Annotated in this window: 14 protein-coding genes; all 14 read left to right on the top strand. The window is 38.2% G+C overall.

What is annotated here, in order from left to right; genetic code table 11:
• Positions 1-142 precede the first annotated feature (142 nt).
• The 14 genes from H8B04_RS03565 to H8B04_RS03500 all read left to right on the top strand — a co-directional run bounded on the left by H8B04_RS03565 (position 143) and on the right by H8B04_RS03500 (position 25,808).
• On the top strand, positions 143-1,006 hold the full coding sequence (locus H8B04_RS03565; protein ID WP_165291147.1) for an AraC family transcriptional regulator: 864 nt from the start codon (positions 143-145) through the stop codon (positions 1,004-1,006).
• Positions 1,007-1,113: 107 nt separating this feature from the next.
• Positions 1,114-2,037, top strand: a complete 924-nt coding sequence (locus H8B04_RS03560; RefSeq protein WP_165291148.1) for a dihydrodipicolinate synthase family protein — start codon at positions 1,114-1,116, stop codon at positions 2,035-2,037.
• On the top strand, positions 2,024-3,475 hold the full coding sequence (locus tag H8B04_RS03555; protein WP_223815241.1) for an aldehyde dehydrogenase (NADP(+)): 1,452 nt from the start codon (positions 2,024-2,026) through the stop codon (positions 3,473-3,475). The genes H8B04_RS03560 and H8B04_RS03555 overlap by 14 nt, the downstream gene beginning before the upstream one ends.
• A 3-nt stretch (positions 3,476-3,478) precedes the next feature.
• Positions 3,479-4,477, top strand: a complete 999-nt coding sequence (locus H8B04_RS03550; protein ID WP_165291149.1) for a 4-hydroxyproline epimerase — start codon at positions 3,479-3,481, stop codon at positions 4,475-4,477.
• 21 nt (positions 4,478-4,498) lie between these two features.
• Positions 4,499-5,752: an NAD(P)/FAD-dependent oxidoreductase gene (locus H8B04_RS03545; RefSeq protein ID WP_190301472.1), complete on the top strand. Its 1,254-nt coding sequence runs from the start codon at positions 4,499-4,501 to the stop codon at positions 5,750-5,752.
• Between the two features lie 82 nt (positions 5,753-5,834).
• On the top strand, positions 5,835-7,526 hold the full coding sequence (locus H8B04_RS03540) for a DUF885 family protein (protein WP_223815239.1): 1,692 nt from the start codon (positions 5,835-5,837) through the stop codon (positions 7,524-7,526).
• A gap of 4 nt (positions 7,527-7,530) precedes the next feature.
• The gene (locus H8B04_RS03535) at positions 7,531-8,943 is read left to right on the top strand and encodes an APC family permease (RefSeq protein WP_165291152.1); all 1,413 of its coding nucleotides are present in this window, start codon (positions 7,531-7,533) and stop codon (positions 8,941-8,943) included.
• Entirely contained in the window at positions 8,936-11,173 is a 2,238-nt protein-coding gene (locus tag H8B04_RS03530) for a S9 family peptidase (RefSeq protein WP_190301470.1), read from the top strand. Before H8B04_RS03535 ends, H8B04_RS03530 begins: the two co-directional genes overlap by 8 nt.
• 154 nt (positions 11,174-11,327) lie before the next feature.
• Positions 11,328-14,723, top strand: a complete 3,396-nt coding sequence (locus tag H8B04_RS03525; RefSeq protein ID WP_190301469.1) for a family 43 glycosylhydrolase — start codon at positions 11,328-11,330, stop codon at positions 14,721-14,723.
• Positions 14,724-15,034: 311 nt separating this feature from the next.
• The gene (locus H8B04_RS03520; RefSeq protein WP_190301468.1) at positions 15,035-18,196 is read left to right on the top strand and encodes a SusC/RagA family TonB-linked outer membrane protein; all 3,162 of its coding nucleotides are present in this window, start codon (positions 15,035-15,037) and stop codon (positions 18,194-18,196) included.
• Between the two features lie 14 nt (positions 18,197-18,210).
• Positions 18,211-19,689, top strand: coding sequence for a RagB/SusD family nutrient uptake outer membrane protein (locus H8B04_RS03515; protein ID WP_223815238.1), 1,479 nt, complete (start codon positions 18,211-18,213; stop codon positions 19,687-19,689).
• An 18-nt stretch (positions 19,690-19,707) separates the two neighbouring features.
• Positions 19,708-20,841: a DUF4859 domain-containing protein gene (locus H8B04_RS03510; protein ID WP_190301466.1), complete on the top strand. Its 1,134-nt coding sequence runs from the start codon at positions 19,708-19,710 to the stop codon at positions 20,839-20,841.
• A gap of 19 nt (positions 20,842-20,860) precedes the next feature.
• Entirely contained in the window at positions 20,861-22,264 is a 1,404-nt protein-coding gene (locus tag H8B04_RS03505) for a DUF4859 domain-containing protein (protein ID WP_165291158.1), read from the top strand.
• Between the two features lie 226 nt (positions 22,265-22,490).
• Positions 22,491-25,808: a SusC/RagA family TonB-linked outer membrane protein gene (locus tag H8B04_RS03500; RefSeq protein ID WP_206366851.1), complete on the top strand. Its 3,318-nt coding sequence runs from the start codon at positions 22,491-22,493 to the stop codon at positions 25,806-25,808.
• The last annotated feature ends 4 nt before the right edge of the window (positions 25,809-25,812 follow it).

Genomic DNA, 25,812 nt, shown 5'->3' with positions numbered 1-25,812 from the left:
ACAAAGATGTCTGTAAAAAGCGCATTTCAATTACTGAATATTATCTCATTCTACTTTATTTTTAGCCTGTTACATTTTTTTGTTGTGTATTTGAGTTTAGAATATTTAAATTTAAGCAAACGTCTAACCTAATTAATAAACCATGAAAGCGTTGCATTATAATTTAAACATCCCGAATGATCGGACTATTTTCGTTCGCGAGGAGATATTGGATTCATTTTATCCGCACTTTCATAAGCATCCCGAATATCAGTTGGTGTGGGTAGCCGAGGGGAGTGGAAAGCTTATTGTGGATAATAATATGCATGAGTTTGAGTGTGGTGAAGTCTTTCTAATAGGTGCCAATCAACCGCATGTATTCAAAGGAGATAAACTGCCTTTACATGTCCGTACGGTGTCCGTATTTTTCAATTTGAAAGGCTCGTTGGAGTATATTTTTAACCTGCCCGAATTAAAAAGTCTTCAAAATTTTCTGACGAATTACAGCAATGGATTTCGTGTGCCCAAACATTTTCTTGAAGATGTTTGCAATAAGATTGAGGTCCTGCAAAACTCTGATGGGGCGGATAGACTAATCAATTTTATTTATCTATTGAAACTGCTGAATACCATTTCTAAAGATGTATCTCCTCTGTCTGGTGCGATTATCAAGGAAATAAATGATGTGGCTTCGATACGTATTGTAAGTCTATGTACGTACATCAAAAATAACTTCCGCAAGGACCTAAACCTAAATGACATTGCTGAAAAGGCTAATTTAACCCCTCAAGCTTTTTGTCGCTATTTTAAAAAATGCACGGGTAAGACATTTGTGTGCTACCTCAATGAACTACGTGTGAGCGAAGCGTGTAGATTATTGGTAAATGAGCGCTACGATTGTATTTCGATGATTGCCTATAACAGCGGCTTTAATAGCATAACCAATTTCAATAGAGTGTTTAGATCTATCACAGGTTTATCCCCTAAAGAATACGTATTGCGTTACCAAAGTTCCATTAATCAATAAGCATATATAAACAAGTTAATTAATGGTTGCTATTTGTCAATAGGTGGTTAGGGTTTGCTTTGGTTAATAAATACTTTTGAGAGTAAGTTATTAATTTAAAATTAGATATGGCAAATTTAAATTGGGAAGGAATTTATCCCGCAGTTTTAACACCTTTTGACGAACAGTATAATATAGACTTTGCGATGTTTGCAAAGAACACCGAAGCGCAAATCGAAGCGGGGGTGCATGGGATTATTCTTGCTGGATCTTTAGGTGAAGCAAGTGCTCTATCTCAAGAGGAGAAGTTTTTGCTGTTAGAAAAAGCTTTGGAAATCGTAAATGGCAGGATTCCTGTTATTCTTAATTTGACAGAGAATACCACTAAAGATGCGGTAGAATTTGCACAAAAAGCAGAAAAATTAGGTGCAGATGGATTAATGGTATTGCCTCCAATGCGTTACAGAGCTGATGATCGTGAAGTAGTAGCCTTTTTCAAAGCTATTGCGCAAAGTTCTTCCTTACCGATTTTGGTGTACAACAATCCTATTGATTATGCTACTTACATTAATCTAGATATGATGGAAGAATTGTTGGAAGAACCAACGATTCAGGCCGTAAAAGAATCCACACGCGATTTAGCCAACATTACTCGATTGAAAAACAGATTTGGTGATCGTTTGAAGATTTTAGGCGGCGTAGATACAATCTGTTTGGAATCATTAATGTTAGGTGCTGATGGTTTAGTAGCCGGATTAGTAGATGCTTATCCTAAAGAAACTATGGCGCTTTATAACTTAGCTAAAGCAGGTGAATACGAAAAAGCAGTAGAATTATACCGTTGGTTTATGCCATTATTAGAGTTGGATATTCATCCTAAATTAATTCAATATATCAAATTGGCAGCTACATATGAAGGTATCTGCACACCATTTACACGTGCTCCGCGTTTGCCTTTAGTGGGTGAAGAAAAAGAAAGAATTGAAAAACTTATAGAAGACGCTATAGCGCAAAGACCGCAATTAACGGATTATAATTATGCTACAATCTAACATAACTGAGCTTGATACTTTTGTCGCAAATGCTGTAGATGGTCACAAATATCTACAAAAATTATCGCGTCATGATCGAGCAGAATTAATGTATACCATTGCTTCGCATATTGAAGCATTAGGCGAAGAACTTATTCTTACAGCGCAAGAGGAAACTAATTTGCCGCAGGCACGACTTAACGGTGAGAAAGCTAGAACCATTCACCAATGGCGTTTGTATGCTGATGTGACAGCGTCGGGTGTGTTATTAGATGCGCGTATTGATAATGGGGAGGGCAAGAACGATATTCGAAAATATAATGTAGGTTTAGGTCCAGTTGTAGTATTTGGGGCGTCTAACTTTCCGTTTGCGTTTTCTACAGCAGGCGGTGATACCGCAAGTGCGATAGGAGCAGGTTGTTCGGTAATTTACAAAGAGCATTCGGCACATCCTCGCACCTCACGTATCATGGCTAAAGCCATATACGATGCACTTCAAGCTTTTGGTGCGCCTAACTCTGTCTTTGGTTATATATCAGGTAGTTCTCATGAAGTAGGTCAGACTTTGGTGGCACATCCTAATGTGAAAGCTGTAGCCTTCACAGGATCGTATCAAGGTGGAATGGCTTTATTTAAAATAGGAGCAAACAGACCTGAACCTATTCCTGTTTTTGCAGAGATGGGCAGTTTAAATCCAGTTATTGCCTTACCAGCATATGTAATAGCAAACAAAGAAAATTTTGCAAAAGAATATATTGCATCCTTAACACTGGGTTGTGGTCAATTTTGTACCAATCCAGGTCTTCTTTTTTTGGTGAAGAATGAAGATTCGGAGCATTTGAAACAATTTCTTAAAGAAGAATTAGCTGCTGTTTCTGTAAACCATATGTTGCATGCAGGCATTCGCAAATCCTATGATGCAGCGATTCAGTTGTTAAATGCAACAAAGGAAGCCACAGTTGTTGGACAATCATCAGCGGACAGCGAATTTCCTTCTGCTATCGTGTATACAGTTTCTGCAGAGGATTTTGTCGCTAATAAACAGCTGCAAGAAGAGGTCTTTGGACCTTGTGGCATCATCGTAGAATGTGATTCCATTAATCAAATGGAAGAAACAATAGCGACATTGGGTGGTCAATTGACCATTACATTTGCTGCAACAAAGGATGATGTGCAAGCCAATTCATCATTGATCGAATTAGTAAAAGACAAATGTGGACGTTTGCTATTCAATGGAATGCCAACAGGAGTAGAGGTTGTGTATGCTATGCAGCATGGTGGTATATTCCCATCAAGTACGGATAGTCGTTTTACTTCCGTAGGACCTGATGCCATGAAGCGTTTTTTACGTCCTATTAGTTTCCAAAACTGGCCAGATGATTTGTTGCCCGTGGAACTTCAAAATGCTAACTCTACACAAATCGAAAGAATCGAAAATAACAAGCGCATTTTACCCTAATTTATGAAGAAAACTTTTTTTTGTATCGATTCACACACATGTGGTTGTCCTGTACGATTAGTTGCGGGAGGAGGGCCATTTCTTAAAGGTAATAGTATGATGGAGCGTAGGCTCCATTTTATGCAAGAATACGACTGGATACGCTTAGGTTTGATGTTCGAACCGCGCGGCCATGATATGATGAGTGGGAGTATTTTATATCCACCCATAGATGAACAAAATGACGTTGGTGTATTATATATTGAGACCAGTGGTTGTCTTCCAATGTGTGGTCACGGAACTATTGGAACTGTCACCATCGCTATTGAAGAAGGATTAGTAAAACCTAAAGTGCCAGGTAAATTACGCCTTGAAACACCAGCGGGATTGGTGTTGGTGGATTATAAACAAGAAGGTGAAAAAGTAACTTCTGTAAAGCTAACGAATGTTAAATCTTTCCTTTATAAAGAAGCTTTGCATGTAGAATGTCCTGATTTGGGAGATATTTATGTAGACGTAGCATATGGAGGAAACTTTTATGGTATTATTGACCCGCAACCTAATTTTGGGGATATTTCAGATTTTACAGCGGCTCAACTCATTCATTATGGCAAGATCATTCGTCGTTTATTGAATGAGAAATATGAATTTATTCATCCAGAAGATCCAAATATTCACGGTTTAAGTCATATCCAGTGGACAGGAAAACCAACTAAAAGTAATTCATCTGGACGTAATGCTGTCCTAGTGGGCGAAAATGCTTTGGATCGTTCACCATGTGGCACTGGCACTTCGGCACGTATAGCGCAGTGGTTTGCTAAGGGCAAATTGAAAGAGGGCCAAGAATTTATTCACGAGAGTTATATCGGTTCTCAATTTACAGGAAAAGTAGAAGCCGTAACTGAAGTTAATGGACAACCGGCAATTATTCCGTCGGTAGAAGGATGGGCGAGAATCACGGGGTACAATACCATTTTTATAGACGATCAGGATCCTTACAAAGAAGGTTTTCAAGTTATTTAACAGCAATTAGAGTTTTTTAGAATGAATAAAGGTACGGTAATCATAGTTGGAGCCGGAATAGCAGGATTGTCCGCTGCTTATTATTTAATCAATGATGGATGGAATGTTCAGATCATTGAGCAAAATTCCTTAGATAATAACTGTTCGTATGGAAATGCCGGAATGATCGTACCTAGCCATTTCACACCGATGGCTTCACCTGGCATGATTTCGCAAGGAATACGTTGGATGTTTGATAAGAAAAGTCCTTTTTATGTTCGTCCTTCCTTAAGTTGGAATCTGATGGATTGGGGGCTGAAATTTATGAAATATGCTAACAAAAATCATGTAGATAACCATGTGGAACCATTGCGGGATTTGAATGTATATAGCAGCAAACTTTATGATAGATTAAGTCAAGAGTCGGATTTTGATTTTGAATTGGAACAAAATGGCATCATGATGCTGTACAAAACCAAGGCTTTGGAGCACGAAGAGATAGAACTAGCCAAGCGTGCACAAGATTTGGGATTGGATGTAGAAATCAAATCCGCTGCTGAAATTCAAGCTTTGGAATCAGATGTACAATTCGACATATTGGGCGGAATATTGTACAAATGCGATGGAAAGTTGAATCCTATGAAGCTGATGAAACAGCTTATTGCGTATTTGAAATCAAAAGGAGCAATTTTTCAGGAGCAAACTACGGTAAAAGGATATAATATTACGGGCAAAAAAATAAAAGAGCTGGTAACGGATAAAGGTAATTTCGCAGGTGATGAATTTGTCATTGCGCCCGGAGCATTTTTAATGGAATTGACCAATAAATTAGGATTGAAATTACCATTAATGCCAGGAAAAGGGTATTCTTTTCTTTATAACCCACCAAGTGATGTAAAATTGAATCATGCGGCTCTGCTTCTAGAAGCTAAAGTAGCAGTTACCCCAATGGATGGAAAAATAAGATTTGGCGGTACCATGGAACTAGGCTCGCCGAACAACAAAATATATCAAAACCGTGTAGAAGGAATTGTTAATTCTATTCCCAAATACTTGAAAAATCTCTCTGTTGATTATCCAAAACAAGACATTTGGTATGGATATAGACCCTGTACACCAGACGGCTTGCCTTATTTGGGAAGAGTAAGTAAATACGAAAATATTGCTATTGCTGCAGGTGCAGGTATGATGGGACTTAGTTTGGGACCAGCAATGGGTAAAGCGATTAGTCAAATACTTTCAAATCGGAAATTTGAAACGGATATATCGGTTTTCAGTCCTGATAGGTTTGAATAACTCAACAAATACAACCTGCATTATGAAATCTACCAAAATAACCACTTTTATTCTTACCCTTTTTTTTACAAATAATGTTGTGATGGCTCAAGACTTATATCAACATACCACCCCCATAGAACCACTCGTGATTCAATATGGTCACGATCAGCAAGCTATCAATTATTTTTATGGTCCTATGCCTAAGGGTTGGGGGAATCAAGCTGCAGCAGAGTCTCCTGAACAAATTCAACGTCTTATTACGCTGGATAAGGAATATCTACAAAAGCTAAAGGATTTTCCTTATGCGCAGCTAAATACAAACGGTCAGGTGGATTATATTCTCCTAAATAGGAAAGTGAAGTTTGATATGGAGGGTTTGCAGGAGCAATTGAAAACATATGAACGATTAAAAATTTATGTGCCTTTCGATCAAATTATTTATGATTTCGAAAAATTAAGAAGAAGAGGGACGACAATAAATGGGGAAGAAGTAGCTAAAAGTTTTCAGACAGCTATAAAGCAAGTAAAAGAAGCTGCTGAAAAGGTTAAAAGCGTACCTACTATTCCTTATAAAGATGTGGAATTTTTGAAAGAAGTGATAACGTCTTTAAAGTTGCGCTTGACCAGTGCCTTTGATTTTTACAATGAATACGATCCGATGTTTACCTGGTGGGTACCAACTCCATACAAACAATTGTCGGAAGAATTGACTGCGTATAGTAAATTGATCGCGGAAAAAAGTGATTGGAAGGTTTTCAATGATGGAAGTAATATTGGTGGAGCACCTATAGGCAAGGAAGCTTTCAATAAGCAACTCCAAGATGAAATGATTGCTTATACGACAGATGATTTATTGAGATTGGCGGATCAAGAATTCGCTTGGTGTGAAGCAGAGTTGTTAAAAGCTTCTCAAGAAATGGGATTTGGTAAAGATTGGAAAGCTGCTCAGGAAAAAGTTAAAAATACGTATGTTCCTGAAGGAAGACAACCTGAACTCATTCTGAAATTATATAACGATGCACAAGAATTTATTCGCAAACATGATTTGATGGATATTCCATCCTTAGCGGACGAAACTTGGGGAATGATCATGATGACGGCAGAGCGTCAGTTAGTAAATCCTTTCTTTACTGGGGGACGAGAAATCAGTATTTCCTATCCGACAAATACCATGACGCAGGAGCAAAAGTTGATGAGTATGCGCGGAAACAATCCTTATTTTTCGCGTGGAACAGTTCAACATGAACTCAATCCGGGTCATCATTTGCAATATTTCATGAACAGAAGATACAAACCTTATCGAGAAAGAGCTTTCAATACGCCATTCTGGACAGAAGGATGGACTTTGTATTGGGAATTATTGATGTACGAAAAAGGTTTTGCTCATACACCAGAAGAACGAATAGGTATGTTATTCTGGCGCATGCACCGTTGTGCGCGTATAAAATTTAGTATCAAGTTTCATTTAGGTGATTGGACGCCACAGCAATGTATAGATTACTTGGTGGACAGGGTTGGATTTGAGCGTGCAAATGCCCATGGTGAAGTAAAGCGTTCTTTCGAAGGCTCGTACGGTCCGCTTTATCAATTAGCGTATCTAGTTGGCGGTTTGCAGATGATGAGTATTAAGAAAGAAGTGGTAGATTCGGGTAAGATGACTTATAAACAATTTCATGATCGGGTGATTAAAGAAAATTATATGCCTATGGAAATGTTGCGAGCGATATTGACCGATCAAAACTTATCGCCAGACCATCAAACATCTTGGAAATTTTACCAATTCAAAAAATAATAAGATGGCAACAGACAAACCAATCTTTCAAAAGTCCTTGAGTTTATTAGACGCGACCATGCTTGTGGTCGGCAGTATGATAGGTTCAGGGATTTTTATTGTGACAGCTGATATTGTTCGCAATACGGGTTCTGCAGGCTGGATGATGATAGTATGGACCCTGAGTGGTATCATGACTTTAATAGCTGCAATCACTTACGGTGAATTAAGTGCCATGTTTCCCAAAGCAGGAGGACAGTATGTTTATCTGCGTGAGGCTTACAATCCTTTGGTCAGCTTCGTGTTTGGCTGGACCTTTTTTGCCGTGATCCAAACTGCAACAATTGCGGCGGTGGGTGTTGCTTTTGCAAAATTTACGGCTTATTTATTTCCAGTTTTGGACGAAGACGTCATCTTGTTGAACTTAGGGAGCTTCAAAATATCTTCAGCACAATGCTTGTCCATAGTTGTAATTCTTGTGCTGACATTTATTAATTCACGTGGGGTGAATGCAGGGAAATGGGTGCAGACTAGTGTGACTTTATTCAAACTGTTGAGTTTGTCTTTGTTGGTTTTATTTGGTTTTTTAGCCTTCAAACATGAGGTATGGAATCTAAATTGGTTTTCAACAGATACGTGGACGTTAAGAAAGCTGAATGTCGATGGAACTTTTGAAAATTACAGCACTTTTGCTGCGTTCGGTGCGATTTCAGCCGCAATGGTAGGCGCTTTATTTAGTAGTGATTCCTGGCATGCATCTTCTTCTGTAGCTGGAGAAATCAAAAATCCCCAACGAAATATCGGATTAAGTCTGGCTTTAGGTACTATCATCGTTACGATCATTTATTTACTAACCAATTTGATGTATACTTCGGTGTTGGACTTGAATACCATGGTCAATGCACCGAAAGATCGTGTAGCGATGAGTGTTGCTCAAGAAATTTTTGGCCCTGTTGGGATTACTATTCTTGCTGTGATGATTATGATAAGCACGTTCGGTTGTAACAATGGACTTATCATGGCTGGAGCGAGGGTTTATTATTCAATGGCAGAAGATGGTTTATTCTTTAAGAAAGCTAAAGGCTTGAATAAATTTTCTGTGCCAGGATATGCTTTATGGATACAAGGGTTAGTGTCAGCATTGTGGTGTATGAGTGGGAAATATGGGGACCTACTTGATATGATTACCTGTGTCGTGGTGGTATTTTATGTGTTGGCTATTTATGGAGTCATTCGTCTTAGAAGAAAAAGACCGGATCTGGAACGTCCTTACAAAGCGTTTGGTTATCCTGTTTTACCCGTTTTATACATCATTTTGGGCGTGGCATTTATTGTGTCACTCTTATTATTCAAACCGACCTATTCTATATTGGGAGCTGTGATTACGCTATTAGGCATACCCATTTATTACCTTATAAAATCAAATAAAAATGATTAGGAAAATAGTACCTGTAATTGTATTTATTGCAAACGTAATTACCGTATTTGCACAAGGAACTCTGGAAGATTATCAGCGTTCTAAAAAATTTCGAGCAGCTTTATCCGATGCACTTTATTATATCCCTACAAATATCAAATGGAATAAAAAAGGGGATGCTTTTCTCTACGAGCAGCGAACCTCCGAAGGCAAAGAGTTTGTTTGGGTGGATGCCAACGCCCGTAAGAAGGAACAGCTATTTGATAATAAAGCTTTAGCTGATCAATTAGAAAAAGCTTCTGGACAAAAAGTGGATATTAATTCTTTGAATGGCTATTCGATTAAGTTGTTAGGGAAGGACACCGTTGAATTTGCTTATAATAACGCATTGTGGCAGTGGAATAGAAGTTCTTCCTCCTTGAAGAAAGTACGTGACGTAGAAGAAAATCAAAGATCTGGAGGTTATTGGGGTCAGCGTCGTGATGACACTCAAGGAAGACCTGTAACTTCCCCCGACAAAAAGAAAACGGCTTATATCAAAAACCATAATCTTTATTATGCTTTGGTAGACGATCCTAAATCCGAAAAACAATTAACTTTTGACGGAAGCCCTGGCGAATATTATTCTGCACATATCCTCTGGTCTCCTGATAGCAAAAAAATAGTTGGAGTGAGAACAACAAAACAGGATGTGCGTATATTGACTTTATTGGAATCTTCACCTACTGATCAATTGCAACCAAAATTGCAAACACGCCATTACGCTAAACCAGGCGACGCTCTGCCGCAATATTATCCTGCAATTTGCAATATAGAGACAAACAAGGTTTTTGTGGCAGACAAGCAATTAATAGATAACCAATTTTCAATTGGCGCGTTGTCTTGGCGTGAGGATAGTAAAAGTATAGTATTTGAATTCAACAAACGTGGTCATCAGCAATATGCTCTAGTAAAATTGGATGCGGAAAATGGCCAAACTAAATACATCATCAATGAGGTAAGCAACACTTTCATCGACTATAGTGGCAAAAAATATAGATATGATGTAAATGATGGTAAAGAAATCATTTGGGCCTCCGAAAGAGATGGCTGGAATCATCTCTATCGCATCGATGGAGAAACGGGGCAAGTGCTTAATCAGATCACAAAAGGAGATTGGGTGGTACGTAAGGTAGTGTATGTAGATGAAAAAAATCGTAAGATCATCTTTGAAGGTAGTGGCAGAATTAAGAATCAAGATCCCTATCTAATTCACTATTATAAAATTGATTTTGATGGTAAAAATTTGAAGGAACTGACAAAAGAAGAGGCGAATCATACGGCATATTTCAATGAAGATTACTCGTATTTTGTCGATCAATATTCTTTAATCAATAAGGCACCTGTAACAGTTTTACGTGATCATTCAGGAAAAATTGTGATGGAATTGGAAAAAGGAGATGAATCCAAACTGTTTGAGTCAGGATGGAAAGCTGCTGAGGTTTTTACCTCAAAAAGCAGAGATAACAAATATGATATTTGGGGAATTATTGTTCGTCCAACGAATTTTGATCCTAATAAAAAATATCCTGTCATCGAATATATTTACGCTGGTCCACACAGTTCTTTCGTTCCGAAAACATTCAATGCAAATCCAAGTGGTATGCAGGAACTTGCAGAATTAGGATTTATCGTGGTTCAAATTGATGGCATGGGAACCTCCAATCGTTCGAAAGAATTCCATAACGTAGCATGGAAAAATCTGAAAGATGCAGGTTTCCCTGATCGTATAAAGTGGATTAAAGCCGCTGCACAAAAGTATCCTTACATGGATATTGATCGTGTAGGGATCTATGGTACCTCAGCCGGAGGACAGAGCTCTACGGGTGGCGTATTATTTCATCCAGAATTCTATAAAGTTGCGGTGTCGTCTTGTGGCTGCCACGATAATAGAATGGACAAAATTTGGTGGAACGAACAGTGGATGGGCTGGCCGGTTGGACCAGAATATGCCGAATGTTCAAATGTAGAAAATGCTTATCGCTTGCAAGGTAAATTGATGTTGATTGTAGGAGAGGTGGACGACAATGTAGACCCTTCTTCGACTTATCAATTAACTAATGCACTAATCAAAGCAAATAAAGATCATGAACTGATTCTTGTTCCAGGAATGGGACATTCTTCGGGTGGAGATTATGGCGAAAGAAAGCGTCGTGATTTCTTCGTGAAACACCTTATCGGTGTGGATCCTCCAGCTTGGAATGTATATTAAAATAGATTTACAATGAAAAGATTCCCTCGTGGAATCTTTTCTTGTTTTTGAATCGATTGTAAATAAGATAGATAAAAATAGAGTGCTTTACGCTAAAATCTGGTAATCAACATCTTGTTGCATGAAGTAACTTCATATACCAATTGCAACTGCCATGAATAAGCATATATTTATTTTCCTAAGCGCATTAATTCTCCTTTCCAAGTTAGTTCTAGGTCAAGAGCATATTAAGGCAGGGAATTTAAATCCTATTCTTCCGGGTTATTTTGCTGATCCTACGATTAAAAAGATTGGCGATACCTATTATATTTATGCTACTACAGATGGCAATGGTGGAGGTTTAGGGCCTTCGCAAGTTTGGACATCCAAAGATTTTTTGAACTGGACTATTCAGCCGATGAATTGGCCGAATACTCATTGGTATTGGGCACCCGATATGACTAAAGGCTATGATGGAAAGTATTATTTGTATTATAGCCAACCTGTAGAAATTTATGCTGCTTCTTCTACAAGTCCAACTGGTCCATGGACTCCGATGAATTCCGATGGAAAATCTATTATCCCTAACTATATGATTCCGGGTGTAATTACATTGGATGCTCAGACTTTTACGGACGATGATGGCAAAATATATATGTATTGGGGTACTTGGGGAATATATCCGGATCATGGTTGTGCGGTAGGATTGCTTAATTCCGATATGAGAACTTTCGAAAAAATCAAACTGATTCCTAATACGGATGCAAAAGATTTTTTTGAAGCACCTTATGTTTTTAAACGTAATGGTATTTACTATTTTATGTATTCATCAGGGCATTGTGAGGATCACACGTATAGAGTACAATATGCTATGAGCAAAGTAGGGCCTATGGGACCTTTCGAATATGCGACTAATAACCCCATATTATATACCAATGAAGATGGCACGATTCACGGCCCTGGTCATCATAGTTTAATCGAAGAGAATGGGCGATATTTTATAGTATATCATCGTCACAACAATCCATTTTCAGGGGGAGGATTTCACCGTCAAATTGCCGTAGATGAAATGCTATTCGAAGCCGATGGAACAATAAAAAAGATTGTTCCCACGCATCAAGGCGTAAGTACATTGATTAAGAATTCAAACTTCCCAAAAAATATTGCTTATAAAAAACCTGTATCAGCATCTTCTTTCTATAATGAAGATTTTAAACCTTCTTTTGTAGCAGACGATAATAATGGAACCTTGTGGCGCGCAAAAGACAATCATCTCCCAGGCTATATCACGGTGGATTTGGAAAAGGTTACGGATATCCGAACGGTCCTTTTGCAGTTTGAATATCCTACCTATGCGTACCAATATCGCATAGAAACCTCTACGGATGGTAATACATGGTCTTTATATGCTGATCAATCTAAAAACAATCGTTGGGCTAGTCCAATTTTAGAACACTTTGATGTGAAAGCGCGTTACGTTCGCGTGCATATTGTGAACACCCAGCATCCAGGACTAACAAAAGGGATTTGGAATATTAAAGTGTATAGCGAAACCTATCCGCAACATACGCTGTGGTCTGAGCCACAGCCTATGCCAACACCCGAATCTATTGTTGGGCAACTGGTGCACATTCAACCCAAAAATTTGGAGGAAGCATCTTCGTATACTTCCATCCCGAATAAAGGTCTTTTGGGCGGCGAATTTAAAGGACAAAGTCCATTAATCGTTAAGACCTTTTACGGCAAAAAAGCTTTTTATTTTGATGGGCAGCAAACATTAAAATCCACCTTTAAAGTTCCCACTAATCTGATCGGAAATAACCCCTTTACAGTTTCTATGTGGGTAAATAATCCTACTGTGGGACGTTATGAGGATGTGTTGGCATATTCTAAAGGAACACAAGATTTAACAAGAGCGGTATTTGGTGTCGGTTCGGATACCAATAAAGGTGCAGTGACACATGGCGCTTGGCCAGATTTAGGGTTTAAATCTACACCCAAAGAAGATCAATGGAATCATATTGTCTATTCTTTTGATGGCTATATGGAGCGAATTTACGTAAATGGTGAATTGCAGAAGGAGCAGAACAGAATGCTGTTTGTTAAACCAAATGACCACTTTATTCTTGGATCGTCTGATTTGTTAGACAACCATTTTTCGGGTTATCTAGCAGATTTGAAAATTTATAATACAGCCGTATCAGCTGACTTTATTCAACAAGAAATAACAAGTTTTAAATCCGACCCTTCTTATTTTTCGTTGAAGTCGGAAGAACTATCAATAGGTACAATAAAACAAGTTCGTAATAATGGAAGCGTGGATCTACACATGGTTACTCTTCAAAACGCAAAAGTAAATATTGTCGGAAATCGAACGGCCTTTGAGCTCCACACAGTAGAAGATTCATATTTGTCGGAAATATTAAAGTCGAATCAATATACCATTGAATTAGATGTTTTTGAGAATAATATTTGGAGGCACTATGTATATCTCAACAATTCAGGAAAAATAACGGTATTTCAGGATGGTAAATCAATTAAAACTAAAAAATTCAAAGCAATCCAGATTATCGATAATTTTAAACTTCTTGTGAGCACTCCCATACATTTTATTAATGTATATCCTTCACTTTTTGATGCTACCACAATAGCCTCCAATTATGCCATATGGGAAAATAAATTGAATTCGCCAATCGTATCTCTCATTCCAAAATTTAAAGATGTGTGTCGCTACATCAACCAGTATGATGCTTTTGCATACGTGGAGGATGAGGCAAAGGACATGAAATATTCTTTTTACATAGATGGTAAGTATACCGATTGGAAGGAGGAGCCATTTATATTATTTAAACCTCAATCGGTGGATTCTATATTGACAGTCTTCATGAAAGATCAGTTTGGTAATATAAGTAAACCAGCCAGTTGTGTCATTAGTGCTGTTAAGCCAAAATACAATGAGGATGTGCCAAATGATGAAATATACAGTTTAGGTGGTGCCAAAATTCCTTACTGGGGCAATATGCAAGTATCTTCTCATATAGATAGTACCAAAACTTCTATTAGTCTGAAAAAGAATGTTTGGCATCTAGGCTCAAAACATACCAAATGGGGATCAAATGATTTGCTTCCTCCATTTATGTATAAGGAAATTAAAGGTGATTTTACTATTCAGCTAAAAGTTCAGGATGTGGCAGGACTTCAGAGCAAAACTAGAACTTCAAGCGAAGCAGGCATTATGATTCGTACTGCAAAAGGAAATTCTTATATAAACAATACCATCCTTACAGGTTGGAATTTAGGAAATCTGTGGCGTAGTGTTGGACAAAGAATGCATAATGAAGGCAACAATGGTACAGGATTGCAGTTTGAGCCCTACATACAAGTACAAAAAATGGGTGATATGTTTTTCTTACGAACATCTAAAGATGGGGTGCATTGGAATGATCTTTCAAAATTGCCAATCGTCAGGACGGATATGAATAATGAAGTATTGCAAGTCGGTATCTATCAAATTGCGACTAATAATCAGGATGGATTTGGCAAATTCACAGACATCGAAATATGGCAGTAAAGGATCGTATTTTTCAGGTTAAAATTAGTTCATAATTAGTGAAAATGCGAAGTTTTAACAGCGCGATAAAGCACTAAATTTGATTAAATGTCAAAACGACATTTTTTAATTATTTCCGAAACTATCTAACCAATTTCTTGGAATACTGAGCCGATACGGATTTTTTACTTGAGGTGAAAACATATTTTAGAAACTGAAACAAGGTTTGATATTTCAAAAAACGTAAGAAAATATACAGTATTAATAAAGTCTGTGTGTCTAAAATATAGTCTACAACCAATCGCAAATTATCTTAATCAAATTATAAACTAATGAAGAATTTGTATCTATTTAGGATTAGAGGCTATCTGCTGATGCTTCTGATAGTATTAGGGTCGGTTCATGTCTTCGCCCAACAAACTGTAAAAGGGGTAGTGCGGGATAGGCAGGGGCAACCTTTAGGAGAAGTGAGCATCAAAGAGATGGGCAGTTCTGCTAGTACCAAAACTAAGGACAACGGGGCGTACGAAATTAAAGTCACGACCAAAAATGTAGTACTGCAGTTTACAAGTGTAGGCTATCAAACTAAAGAAGCTAAAGTTGGAAGCAATAACGTATTAAATGTTATTCTTGATGACATTACAACGAGTTTGGAAGAAACAGTCGTAGTTGGTTATCAAAATGTACAACGCCGAAAAATGACTGGTGCCGTTTCTACTGTTAAAGGAGCGGAGTTTGAAAATACGCCTTATGCAACTTTTGATGCCATGTTGCAAGGTCGTGTAGCGGGATTAACGGTGTTAAGTACATCCGGTGAACCAGGTACCAATAATATTGTCAATATTCGGGGTTCGAGCAATTTAGGTTTGGCGGATAACCAGCTTCAAGCTCCATTATACGTCATTGATGGTATTATCTATGATGTGAGTGATATTAGGGCAGCTTACGGGGAAGCCAGTCCTTTGCAAGCGATCAATCCTAATGATATTGAATCGGTAGACATCCTGAAGGATGCTTCTGCTTCTTCTATATACGGCGCACGTGCGGCAAATGGAGTTATCATCATCAAAACAAAAAGACCCGCTGCTGGGGTTCCTGAAATCCGTGTAGCAACTTATGCAGGTATTTCCAGTAGACCAGCGATGAAGCCTATTACAGTAGGTGCTGCAGAACGGAGAATGAAAATGGCTTTATTGTATGCAGGTGGCCAATACGATTGGTTCAATGACAATCAAATTCACCAAATGCTAACCGATAGTTTGAATCCTTCATTTAATCATGCTACAGACTGGCAGGGATTGTTTTTACAATCTGCACCTATTACCAACGTGAATTTCAGTATTGGTTCAGCGATGGAGAAATTTTTGTACCGGATCTCAGTTCAGCATTATTACGAAGAAGGGGTAATGATGGGATACGAGAATAAAAACTTGACACCGCGTTTGCTCTTGCAAGTCAATCCAATAGAAAACCTACAATTCGAAACCAACCTATTTTCTGGATTTACCAAAGGTAAGCATGGTTCAGGTGATGGTTCGAAATATCCATTTACCACCTGGGGATTCCCATCTTCATTTTGGCAAATAGGAGAATTGGAAGAGCAAGTATATACGGGGCGTTATGATGGCTTATTGGATGATGATCGAAGCACCAATATAAACGGAAATTTAGCAGGAACAGTTAAGAAATTCTTTCTTCCAGAATTATCATTACGTTCTCAATTTTCATTCAATGTCAATAATAACACACGTGATTTATATAGACCAAGATTGTTAACAGGATCTCAAAACGTTGCAGAAAACTGGGTAAATCAAAATAGACGTTGGGAATGGGAAAGTTATTTCAACTATGCCAAGCTAATCAATTCGGCACATACGGTATCGGGCGTATTGGGATTTGGTTTAGAAAAAAATGTCGCAAACACCAGCTATCTATGGGGTAGAAGTTTGAATAGTGAATCAATTAAAACCATAATTGGTATTGGTTCGGGAGCAAACTTATACGGTAATTCGTATATAAGTGAGCGCTCTCGCATGTCCATATTCGGAAGATTTGGCTACGATTACAAAGATAGATATTTGCTATCCGCAAGTTATAGAATGGATGCTTCATCGCGCTATAGTAAAGAAAATAGATGGGGTATCTTCCCTTCTATTTCTGCAGGATGGGCTATTTCAGAAGAAGAGTTCTTTAATAAAGATGAATCCTTTATCAGCTATTTCAAATTTAGAGGTAGTTACGGTTTGACAGGTCGAGATCCAGGCTCTGAATATGCACATTATACGATGTTAGGATATAGCGGAGCTTATTACGGATCAGTAATGGATAATGGCATGGGAGGAGGCAACGTCTCTACATATAATGGTACGAATGTTTCCTATCCAAATTATGGAACTTCCGCAACATCGGCAACAATTAAATGGGAACGCTCGCCACAGTTTAATGCGGGTATAGACATCAATATGTTAAATGATCGTATCTCCATTAATGCAGATTATTATGTACGTGATAGCAAGGATTTAGTTTACGGCCTTCAAATGCCAGCTACCTCTGGGTATTCGACTATTTCTACGAATTTCATTAGTGTTCGTAATACAGGAGTGGAGTTTACCATCAATTCCAGAAATATGAGACAAAGTTCTCCTTTCCAATGGAATACAAACTTCAATATATCGTATAACCGTAACTATGTGACTTCATTACCTGATGGCGGCCGTGAAATTAAAGTAGGTCCGACATGGATGGAAAGAGCTTTAAATGTAGGTATGCCACTCTATCCTTTCAAAGTTTGGGAAGTAGATGGCGTATATTCTACGAATGCTGATGTGCCTGTTAATCCATTGACAGGAGATCGTATCCGTCATGGTTCAGCTGGAGGTACACAGTATCAAGCTGGAGATCCGCGAAGAAAAGACAACAATGGCGATTATATTATTGATGATAATGATAAAGTAGATATGGGTAATCCTAACCCTGATTTTATGGGGGGTATGACACATACTATTTCCTACAAAAATTGGTCTTTATCCGCATTGACAACATTCGTTTTTGGACGCACCTTGTGGAATGGGTATGTATCAGACAAATTGCAAGATGCAGGTGCTGCAAATATATATTCTACTTATGGTCTTAATTCAGCTATCGCTGGTGATTTTAATATGTCGGACTTCTGGATGAAAGAGGGGGATGTAGCAAAATATCCTTCATTATTCCGTAATGCTGTAGATAACTGGCACATCGCTAATAGTACTTTCGTAGAGAATGCAAGTTTCGTGCGTATCAAAAATGTACGCCTGGGGTATAATATTCCGCAAGCTTTCTCTAAACGTTTTGGCATACGATCATTACGTTTATATGGAGTATTAGACAATATAGCCATTTTTTCATGGTCCACAGTGCCTGATCCAGAAGCGGTGGAACCTAATGGATATTCTACAGGTAATGGTTACCCAATCCCTAAAAAATGGACTTTCGGAATTGATATTTCTTTATAGTAAATAGCACAGAGATGAAAAGAAGTAAATTAATATTATATATAACGGGCGTCCTCATTTTTATGGGATCCTGTAAAGGGTTTTTAGATTTAGAACCCAAAAGCGAAGCTACGGATGAGAACTTTTGGAAAACTCAGAATGATGCCAATTCAGCAGTAGCTGGAATGTATGCGCTGTTACGCACAGCATTAAATGGTGGTTATGGAATTGCCCATTATGCCTATGGCGACTTAGCTTCGGACGAAATTAGTTCTTCCAATACCTATCCTTATAGCCATGTGGTGAATATGAACTGGAGCTTATCTTTGGCGGCCTCTAATACGGGAGATGCCATGTATTTGCTCCGTCGCTATGACAACTTTTATAAAGTTATTGATCAAGCGAACCGCGTGATTAAATATGTGGGCAGTATGGATAATAGTGTGTTTGATAATGCACGAACGAAGAACTTTTTACTTGGTGAGGCGTACTATATCCGTGCTTTTACTTATTTCTATTTAGGAAGAATATGGGGCGGTGTACCTATATTAACAGAAGCGATTGCACCAATTTATGCAGAGAATCAACCTGCTGCCACTCCAGAACAAGTAATGGAACAAAGTCTCAAAGACTTGCAGGAAGCGAAGAAATTATTGGATTGGAAGAATTTGGTGAATGCTGATTTTGCCGTACGTGCAAATAAAGGAGCTGCTTTTGCTTTAGAGGCTCATATCGGAGCTTGGGTTGGTAATTATAGCACGACCATCGCAGCAGCAGATTCCATTATTGATAGCGAAAATTACTTTTATGTTTCCCGTGACAGTATTGCCTATAAAACGATTTTCAATGGAAAATCTTCAGAAGGAATTTTTGAGATTTCTCAAAGTGCTAATAACGAAGGTACAAGTGTAGGTATTGGCGATTACACTTTGGCTACGCCGAAATACCATAGATTGCATGCTTCTCCGAAACTCACAGTAACCAAAATCCGTGTAGATGAGCTGTTTAACGATCGAGCTGATAAACGTCGCAAGTTTACGATGGATACAACAGTCAATACGTCTTTTGTGATTTGCAATAAATATTCAAATCTGACTTATCCAGAAGAAGGAAATAACGCTGTACCTGTATTCAAAAATAACATCATCATCTTCCGTTTTTCAGATATCAAATTGCTTAAAGCAGAAGCATTAGCAGCAACGGGTAGAGCTACAGAAGCCAAAGCACTTTTAGACGAAGTCAGAATGATGTCGGGATTAGGAACTTGGTCAGGAACAGGTTCGTTAATGAAAGCCATTTTTGATGAACGTGCTCGTGAACTTTTCTTAGAAGGGCATCGCTATTATGATATGGTACGCTTGTACAAACATCATGGCATTTACGAATTCCTTTCTACGCGAATGTCTCAGGAACAATTCCAACGCGGAAAATATAGGTGGCCTTTTGATCCAAGCTTGTTGAATCAGAATCCTTTATTAATTCAGACCCCATTTTGGGCGACGGTAGGTTTTTAATTTTTAGAAAGAAATAGTATGAGAACCTTAATATTAATTTTAGTTGTATGCGTCATTTCTTTCGCTTCATGTAAGAAAGCCGCATATCTCACAGACGATGGGCTACATAGTGAATATGTAGACATGTCTACGTACGATTATTTGAAATCACACCCCAATGGGATGTTTGACACCTTATTGCTTATTGTAGACCATTTTGGATTAAAGAATGAGCTTAATTCAGCTAAGACTTTTTGGGCACCATCTGATTATTCTATCAAAAGATTTTTCAAACTCAAAGAAGCTCTGCTCAAAGAGGAAAACGAAAATGCAGAATATACTTTTGATCAGTTTTTAAGTGATATCGAAGTGGATTCTTTGCGAGCGTATATATACAGCGATGCACAACATACTTTGTCTACAGCAAACACCAGCTATACACATCTGAATAATGGTACCTCCATCGATGGATTTGCATATAATAAGCAAAAGCAACCGCAAGGACAGTGGTCTTATCAAGACATCTATTACTTGTACTATATCAAAGTGCGTGGGGAAGCGGATCAAACGGCTCCAGACGGTAGTATACGTGTAGATCGCAATGATCAAGCAGATGTCAGGGTCTTGTGTCAAACTACAGGTATCAAGACCAACACAGGTACAGTTATTAACGTATTGAATAATTATCATACGTTTATTGCTGACTTTAATGAGTCGGGAGAATCAGGACCATTGATTGAAGATTTAGAAAACGGACTGCGCTTTACCTATGCAGTTTCCTTCAAAGCTGCTTCATCTTATTCTGGAGCTACGGTTACTGTGCCGAGCGCATGGATAGCTGAAACATTTGCCCTCGAAGCGGATGAAATTCCTTCCATGATACGTAATAGCATTGCTTTTGGGGCTGTTGAGCCAAATGGAACTTTCAACACCAATTATACTGCGAGCGCTCCAGGACATTGGTTTAGTGCTGATGGTACAGTAGTGCCTTGGGGTGATAATGCACGGTTATTCTCCGAATTTATGCCTGCCTCTTGGACTTTCTCTATCGGTCAATATCCAAATCGCTCTGCAGTGGGTGATACGTACACTATCAAGCAAGCGTTGGAATATACCAACCGAAGTAATAAGAAGCTGCGAGTGGAATTTGTATTTAATGTTAGAATAAATTAATAATTAATAACATATAGTTATGAATTGGAAAAATATAGGGGCAATAAGCTTAATGGCTCTTCTGCTTTCCTTTGTATATTCTTGTAAACCTGAAGTCATAGGTTTTCTGAATGATAATATGCGCTATGGAATGGCAGAACTACAAGCTGTGCAAGGATCGGCAGTGACAACGAATCCTTTGATTGCCAATGGAAGTACGACACCCATGACGGTGAAATTAGTAGCAGTACGTAATAAAGCAACTGGTGCGGTGGTTAACGACTTTTTGGCTGAACAAGAGTATTCCGTTTACTTAGGTCAGGTAGGTGCTAATATTATGACTTTGGATCAGCTTACACCTTTGATTGGTACTGCAAAAAGCCCTGCTATATCGGTGAATGAAACTGGAGGAAAGGTAGTGCTTACTCCAGCAACAGAGAATGTACCTGCGGGACTATACACTCTTGATCTGGAAGTGAGCAATGTTTCCGGCTCCAAACTTTACAATGAGATTTTGAATATTAACTTAATCGAATTGAAACCTGATAGCATTTTCTCAAAAAGTGCAACCTCTTCCGCACTTGCTTCGGAGTCGGATGTTCGTAATCTAACGAATGATGATTACACCGTGACAATTGATTATATTCCTGGAAATGAGAATAAAATCATTTTCATGTGGCTGGACAAAAATGGTAAAGCATTCAATCCAAAAGAAGGAGAAGTCTTAAAAAGAGCGAACCTCCCAAGTTTTGCGGATTGGTCGCCTTTTTATCCAGAACAATTAACAGATTCTTCTATCATATATCCATATCCTTATTTCAAAGGTTTGCCTTATCCGGTAAAAACAGTTGCTCGTGTTGCCAATACAGATTATACCAATCTGACTTCAAACTATAGAGTAAATGGAGAGTATACCAGTTTAGGAAGACACATCAATACAGCTACCACAGCTAGATTTTACAAACCAGGTACGCATATCATCAAATTCAAATTGAAAAATCTGAACCACCGATATCCTTTCTTCCGTACAACGACCATTACCAAGAATGTAACTTTACCTTTTGGAGCAGGATACGCTGCTACAGCAGTGCCGGTAAATAAGAATGAAATATTCGAGGCACTAAAGATTTCGGAAGCAGATTTTCAAAATGAGCTTTTGGATAAGGTTGGGTTTTATGCTATCCAAGCTGATGGTTCTAGAAATAGTTCTAATACCGCTAACGCCCCAGGAATGTGGGTAGATGAATTAGGAAATACGGTGGCATGGGGAGCTAGAGCAAAACTTTTCTCTGAATTTGATCGTAATTCCTACACATTTAATATTGGTCAATTCCCAGATAAAAATGTGGTAGGCGAAAGAATGACAATCAAACAATCATTTGTCTACGATGATGGTCAATATTACAATGAAGTACTTTATGTCTTTAATATTGTGATTCAGTAAGATACCTAAAAAGGGCTAAAATGAGGCAGTAATATGTTAAAATATTGCTGCCTTTTTTACTTTTTACAGGACATCTGGATAATATTTATTTTATATCTTCAGCCCCATTATAAACCTAATTTCATAACAAATAAATATTTCAAAAGAAGGTTTCTAGCTAAGAAAATCTTAATGCTGACTATTTAAATGTAGAAATTACACTTATTACATTACTAATCATAATATTATGAGAAAACTATTACGTAAGATGAGAAGCCGTATCAAACTTTTTGATGTTAAACCTACATCTTTTTTTAAAAGCAGTCTTGTTGGGATGAATCTATCTCTCCATGAGCCGCACAATAGGCTATGGATGGGAAGACTTGCTCCCATATTTATTTCATCGACCTTAATGGTCATTTCTCCTTCAGTTTTTGCGCAATCCTCAAGTATTCGTGGCAAGGTTACGACATCAGAAGGTCCTTTAGAGCGCGTTTCGGTAACCGTTGATGGGCAAAGAGAAGCAGTATTTACCAACGCCAATGGGGAATTTGTCCTGCGCAATACAAATGCTAAACTTTTGACTTTCTCGCATATTGGTTACAAAACTGTTTCCGTAGAATTAACAAGCCAGATGTTGGGAGCCGATAATACTTATGTGGTGAATGTAACGCTAGAGCCATCCGATGAATCTGTTTTGGATGAGGTAGTGGTAGTAGGTTTTGGTACACAAAAGAAAGTAAATCTAACTGGTGCAGTTGGAACCATTTCGGCTAAAGAGCTTGAAGCTCGTCCCGTACAAAATGTTAGCCAGATGCTACAGGGTGTTTTGCCTGGCTTAAATGTATCTACGCAAGGAGTAGGCGGATCTTTAAATGCAGGACGTAGTGTGAATGTGCGTGGAACTGGAACAATCAGTACTTCTTCCTCAGGAAGTCCCTTGGTTTTAATTGATGGTACAGCGGGTTCGTTAGATGCTTTAAATCCGCAAGATATCGAGAGTATTTCGGTATTAAAAGATGCAGCTTCCGCTGCGGTTTATGGATCTAGAGCACCGTTTGGAGTAATATTGGTTACAACTAAAAAGGGTACTTCTGGCAAAACACGTATAAATTATAACAATAATTTTAGATGGAATTCCCCTGTATTGTTAGCTGATATGATGAATTCATATGAATTTGCTAATTATTGGAACGATGCAGATTATAATGGAGGTGGTAGTGGACAAAAATTCAATGCTTCCATGCTTCAAAAAATTAAAGATTACATAGATGGCAAGTTAGAGCCAAACGATGTAGCGGCAGTGCGTGGTGACGGTAAATGGGATTATGATAATACGTGGGCCAATGTGGATTGGGTGAGAGAATATTTTCGAGATAGCGCTCCGACAAATGAACATAATTTAAGCCTAAGCGGTGGAGCCAATCAATGGACTTATTATTTGTCTGGAAATTATATGGATCAAGAGGGCTTACTCCGTTATGGAACTGATACGTATAAGCGTTATACGGCTTCGGGACGCATTTCGGGTAAAGTCTTTGATAATTTACGCATAGAATATCTAAATAGATTCGTGCGTACAAATTATGGACGCCCAACTTCTATGCCTGATGATTTTTATGATAATGTACTGAGAAGAGCCCGTCCAAACCGTGCAAAATATGATCCGAATGGATTTTTAATGGCTGATATCAATTACATCAATGCATTTGAAAATGGTGGACGCAGAAATGATGAACAAGATTTCCAAACTCAGCAATTCCAAGCCATTTATAATCCTATTAATGACTTAGAAATTACGGGTGAATTAAATTATAGAACTGAAACACAGTTTATCCATGAGGACGCCTTTAAGACCTATGCCTATAATGGTGATGGCGTACAACGTTACATTTCATTATTGAGCCCTGCAAATGATTACGTATACGAATACGCTAAAAAGATGTATTTCTTTAATCCAAATGTGTACGCTAACTATAAAAAGAGCTTCAATAACCATAATATTGCTGCCATGGTTGGTTTCCAGTCCGAATGGAATAAATACAGAGATTTAGACGCTTCACGCCGTAACTTAATCACGACTAGCTTACCTGTATTAAATCTTACAACCGATGCTACACCTACTATTTCAGGCCAGGTACAAGAATGGGCTACAGCAGGGTTTTTTGGTCGATTTAACTATGATTACAAAGGAAAATATCTGTTAGAAGGAAATCTTCGATACGATGGTACTTCGCGCTTTAGAAGCGATAAACAATGGAACTGGTTCCCGTCTTTATCAGCAGGTTGGAATATAGCACAAGAAGACTTTTTCCAGTCGATCTCTGCAGTTAATATGTTAAAGCTAAGAGCTTCTTATGGTATTCTTGGTAATCAAAATACCAATGATTGGTATCCTACGTATCAGGTAATGTCCAGCCTAGGTACATCAAATGGAGGATGGCTGGTAGATGGAAGTAGACCAAATACCGTGTCAGCTCCTGGCTTAATAAGTACAGCGCTAACTTGGGAACAGATTCGTAACTGGAACTATGGTCTTGATTGGGCTCTTTTAGGCAATAGATTGACAGGATCTTTTGATTATTATTTAAGGTATACAGATAATGGTGTTGGGCCTGGATTAGTATTACCTGCTACTTTAGGAACTGCGGTGCCTAGAACAAATAATATTGATATTGTAACTAAAGGTTTTGAATTTAGTTTAGGTTGGAATGATCAAAAAGGTGATTTTGGCTATAGCGCTAAAGTAAATCTTTCGGATAACAGAACTAAGGTTTTAGCCTACAACAACCCGACAAATAGTTTAGATACGTATATAGCTGGTCAGTATACAAACCAAATCTGGGGATATACTACGATCGGTATAGCGAAAACAAATGAAGAGATGAATGAACATTTGGCTAAACTTGGCAATGGTGGACAAAACCCAATTAGTGGTGGTGCTTGGGAAGCTGGGGACATTATGTACGCGGATTTGAATGGTGATGGAAAAATTGATGGCGGTGCTAACACTTTGGATAATCCAGGGGATAGAACCATTATCGGAAATTCTACGCCACGCTATGCACTTGGACTTGATTTGAGCGCAAACTATAAAGGCTTTGATGTACGTGCCTTCTTTCAAGGAATATTAAAACGCGATTGGGCTCCTTCGGGTATGGTATTCTGGGGAACAACTTCTTCGGGTGAATGGTGGTCAACTGCCTTAAAAGATCACTTAGACTATTTTAGAGCAGACGAATCTCACCCTCTTGGTCAAAACTTGGATGCATATTATCCACGTCCTCTATTTAGCGGAAAAAATCAACAAGCTCAAACAGGCTATTTATTAAATGCTTCTTATATAAGATTGAAAAATGTTCAAGTGGGATATACTTTCTCTAGTTCAATGCTACAATCTATTCGTATGAATAATGCAAGGATCTTTTTCTCTGGAGAAAACCTTGCCACATTTACCAAATTAAGTAAAACGCTTGATCCAGAATCTATCGGAATCGGTAGACAAGGAGGAACAGTGTATCCTCTGTCAAAAATTTTATCATTCGGTATTAGTGCAAATTTTTAATCTA

This window comes from Sphingobacterium litopenaei, from assembly GCF_014692495.1.
GTDB lineage: Bacteria > Bacteroidota > Bacteroidia > Sphingobacteriales > Sphingobacteriaceae > Sphingobacterium > Sphingobacterium litopenaei.
Note: the sequence above shows the minus strand (reverse complement) of the source record. Positions and strands in the feature narration are given on the sequence as shown.

Coding starts and splice junctions, on each gene's coding strand:
- H8B04_RS03565 (WP_165291147.1), top strand. CDS start 143: ATGAAAGCGTTGCATTATAATTTAAACATCCCGAATGATCGGACTATT.
- H8B04_RS03560 (WP_165291148.1), top strand. CDS start 1,114: ATGGCAAATTTAAATTGGGAAGGAATTTATCCCGCAGTTTTAACACCT.
- H8B04_RS03555 (WP_223815241.1), top strand. CDS start 2,024: ATGCTACAATCTAACATAACTGAGCTTGATACTTTTGTCGCAAATGCT.
- H8B04_RS03550 (WP_165291149.1), top strand. CDS start 3,479: ATGAAGAAAACTTTTTTTTGTATCGATTCACACACATGTGGTTGTCCT.
- H8B04_RS03545 (WP_190301472.1), top strand. CDS start 4,499: ATGAATAAAGGTACGGTAATCATAGTTGGAGCCGGAATAGCAGGATTG.
- H8B04_RS03540 (WP_223815239.1), top strand. CDS start 5,835: ATGGCTCAAGACTTATATCAACATACCACCCCCATAGAACCACTCGTG.
- H8B04_RS03535 (WP_165291152.1), top strand. CDS start 7,531: ATGGCAACAGACAAACCAATCTTTCAAAAGTCCTTGAGTTTATTAGAC.
- H8B04_RS03530 (WP_190301470.1), top strand. CDS start 8,936: ATGATTAGGAAAATAGTACCTGTAATTGTATTTATTGCAAACGTAATT.
- H8B04_RS03525 (WP_190301469.1), top strand. CDS start 11,328: ATGAATAAGCATATATTTATTTTCCTAAGCGCATTAATTCTCCTTTCC.
- H8B04_RS03520 (WP_190301468.1), top strand. CDS start 15,035: ATGAAGAATTTGTATCTATTTAGGATTAGAGGCTATCTGCTGATGCTT.
- H8B04_RS03515 (WP_223815238.1), top strand. CDS start 18,211: ATGAAAAGAAGTAAATTAATATTATATATAACGGGCGTCCTCATTTTT.
- H8B04_RS03510 (WP_190301466.1), top strand. CDS start 19,708: ATGAGAACCTTAATATTAATTTTAGTTGTATGCGTCATTTCTTTCGCT.
- H8B04_RS03505 (WP_165291158.1), top strand. CDS start 20,861: ATGAATTGGAAAAATATAGGGGCAATAAGCTTAATGGCTCTTCTGCTT.
- H8B04_RS03500 (WP_206366851.1), top strand. CDS start 22,491: ATGAGAAAACTATTACGTAAGATGAGAAGCCGTATCAAACTTTTTGAT.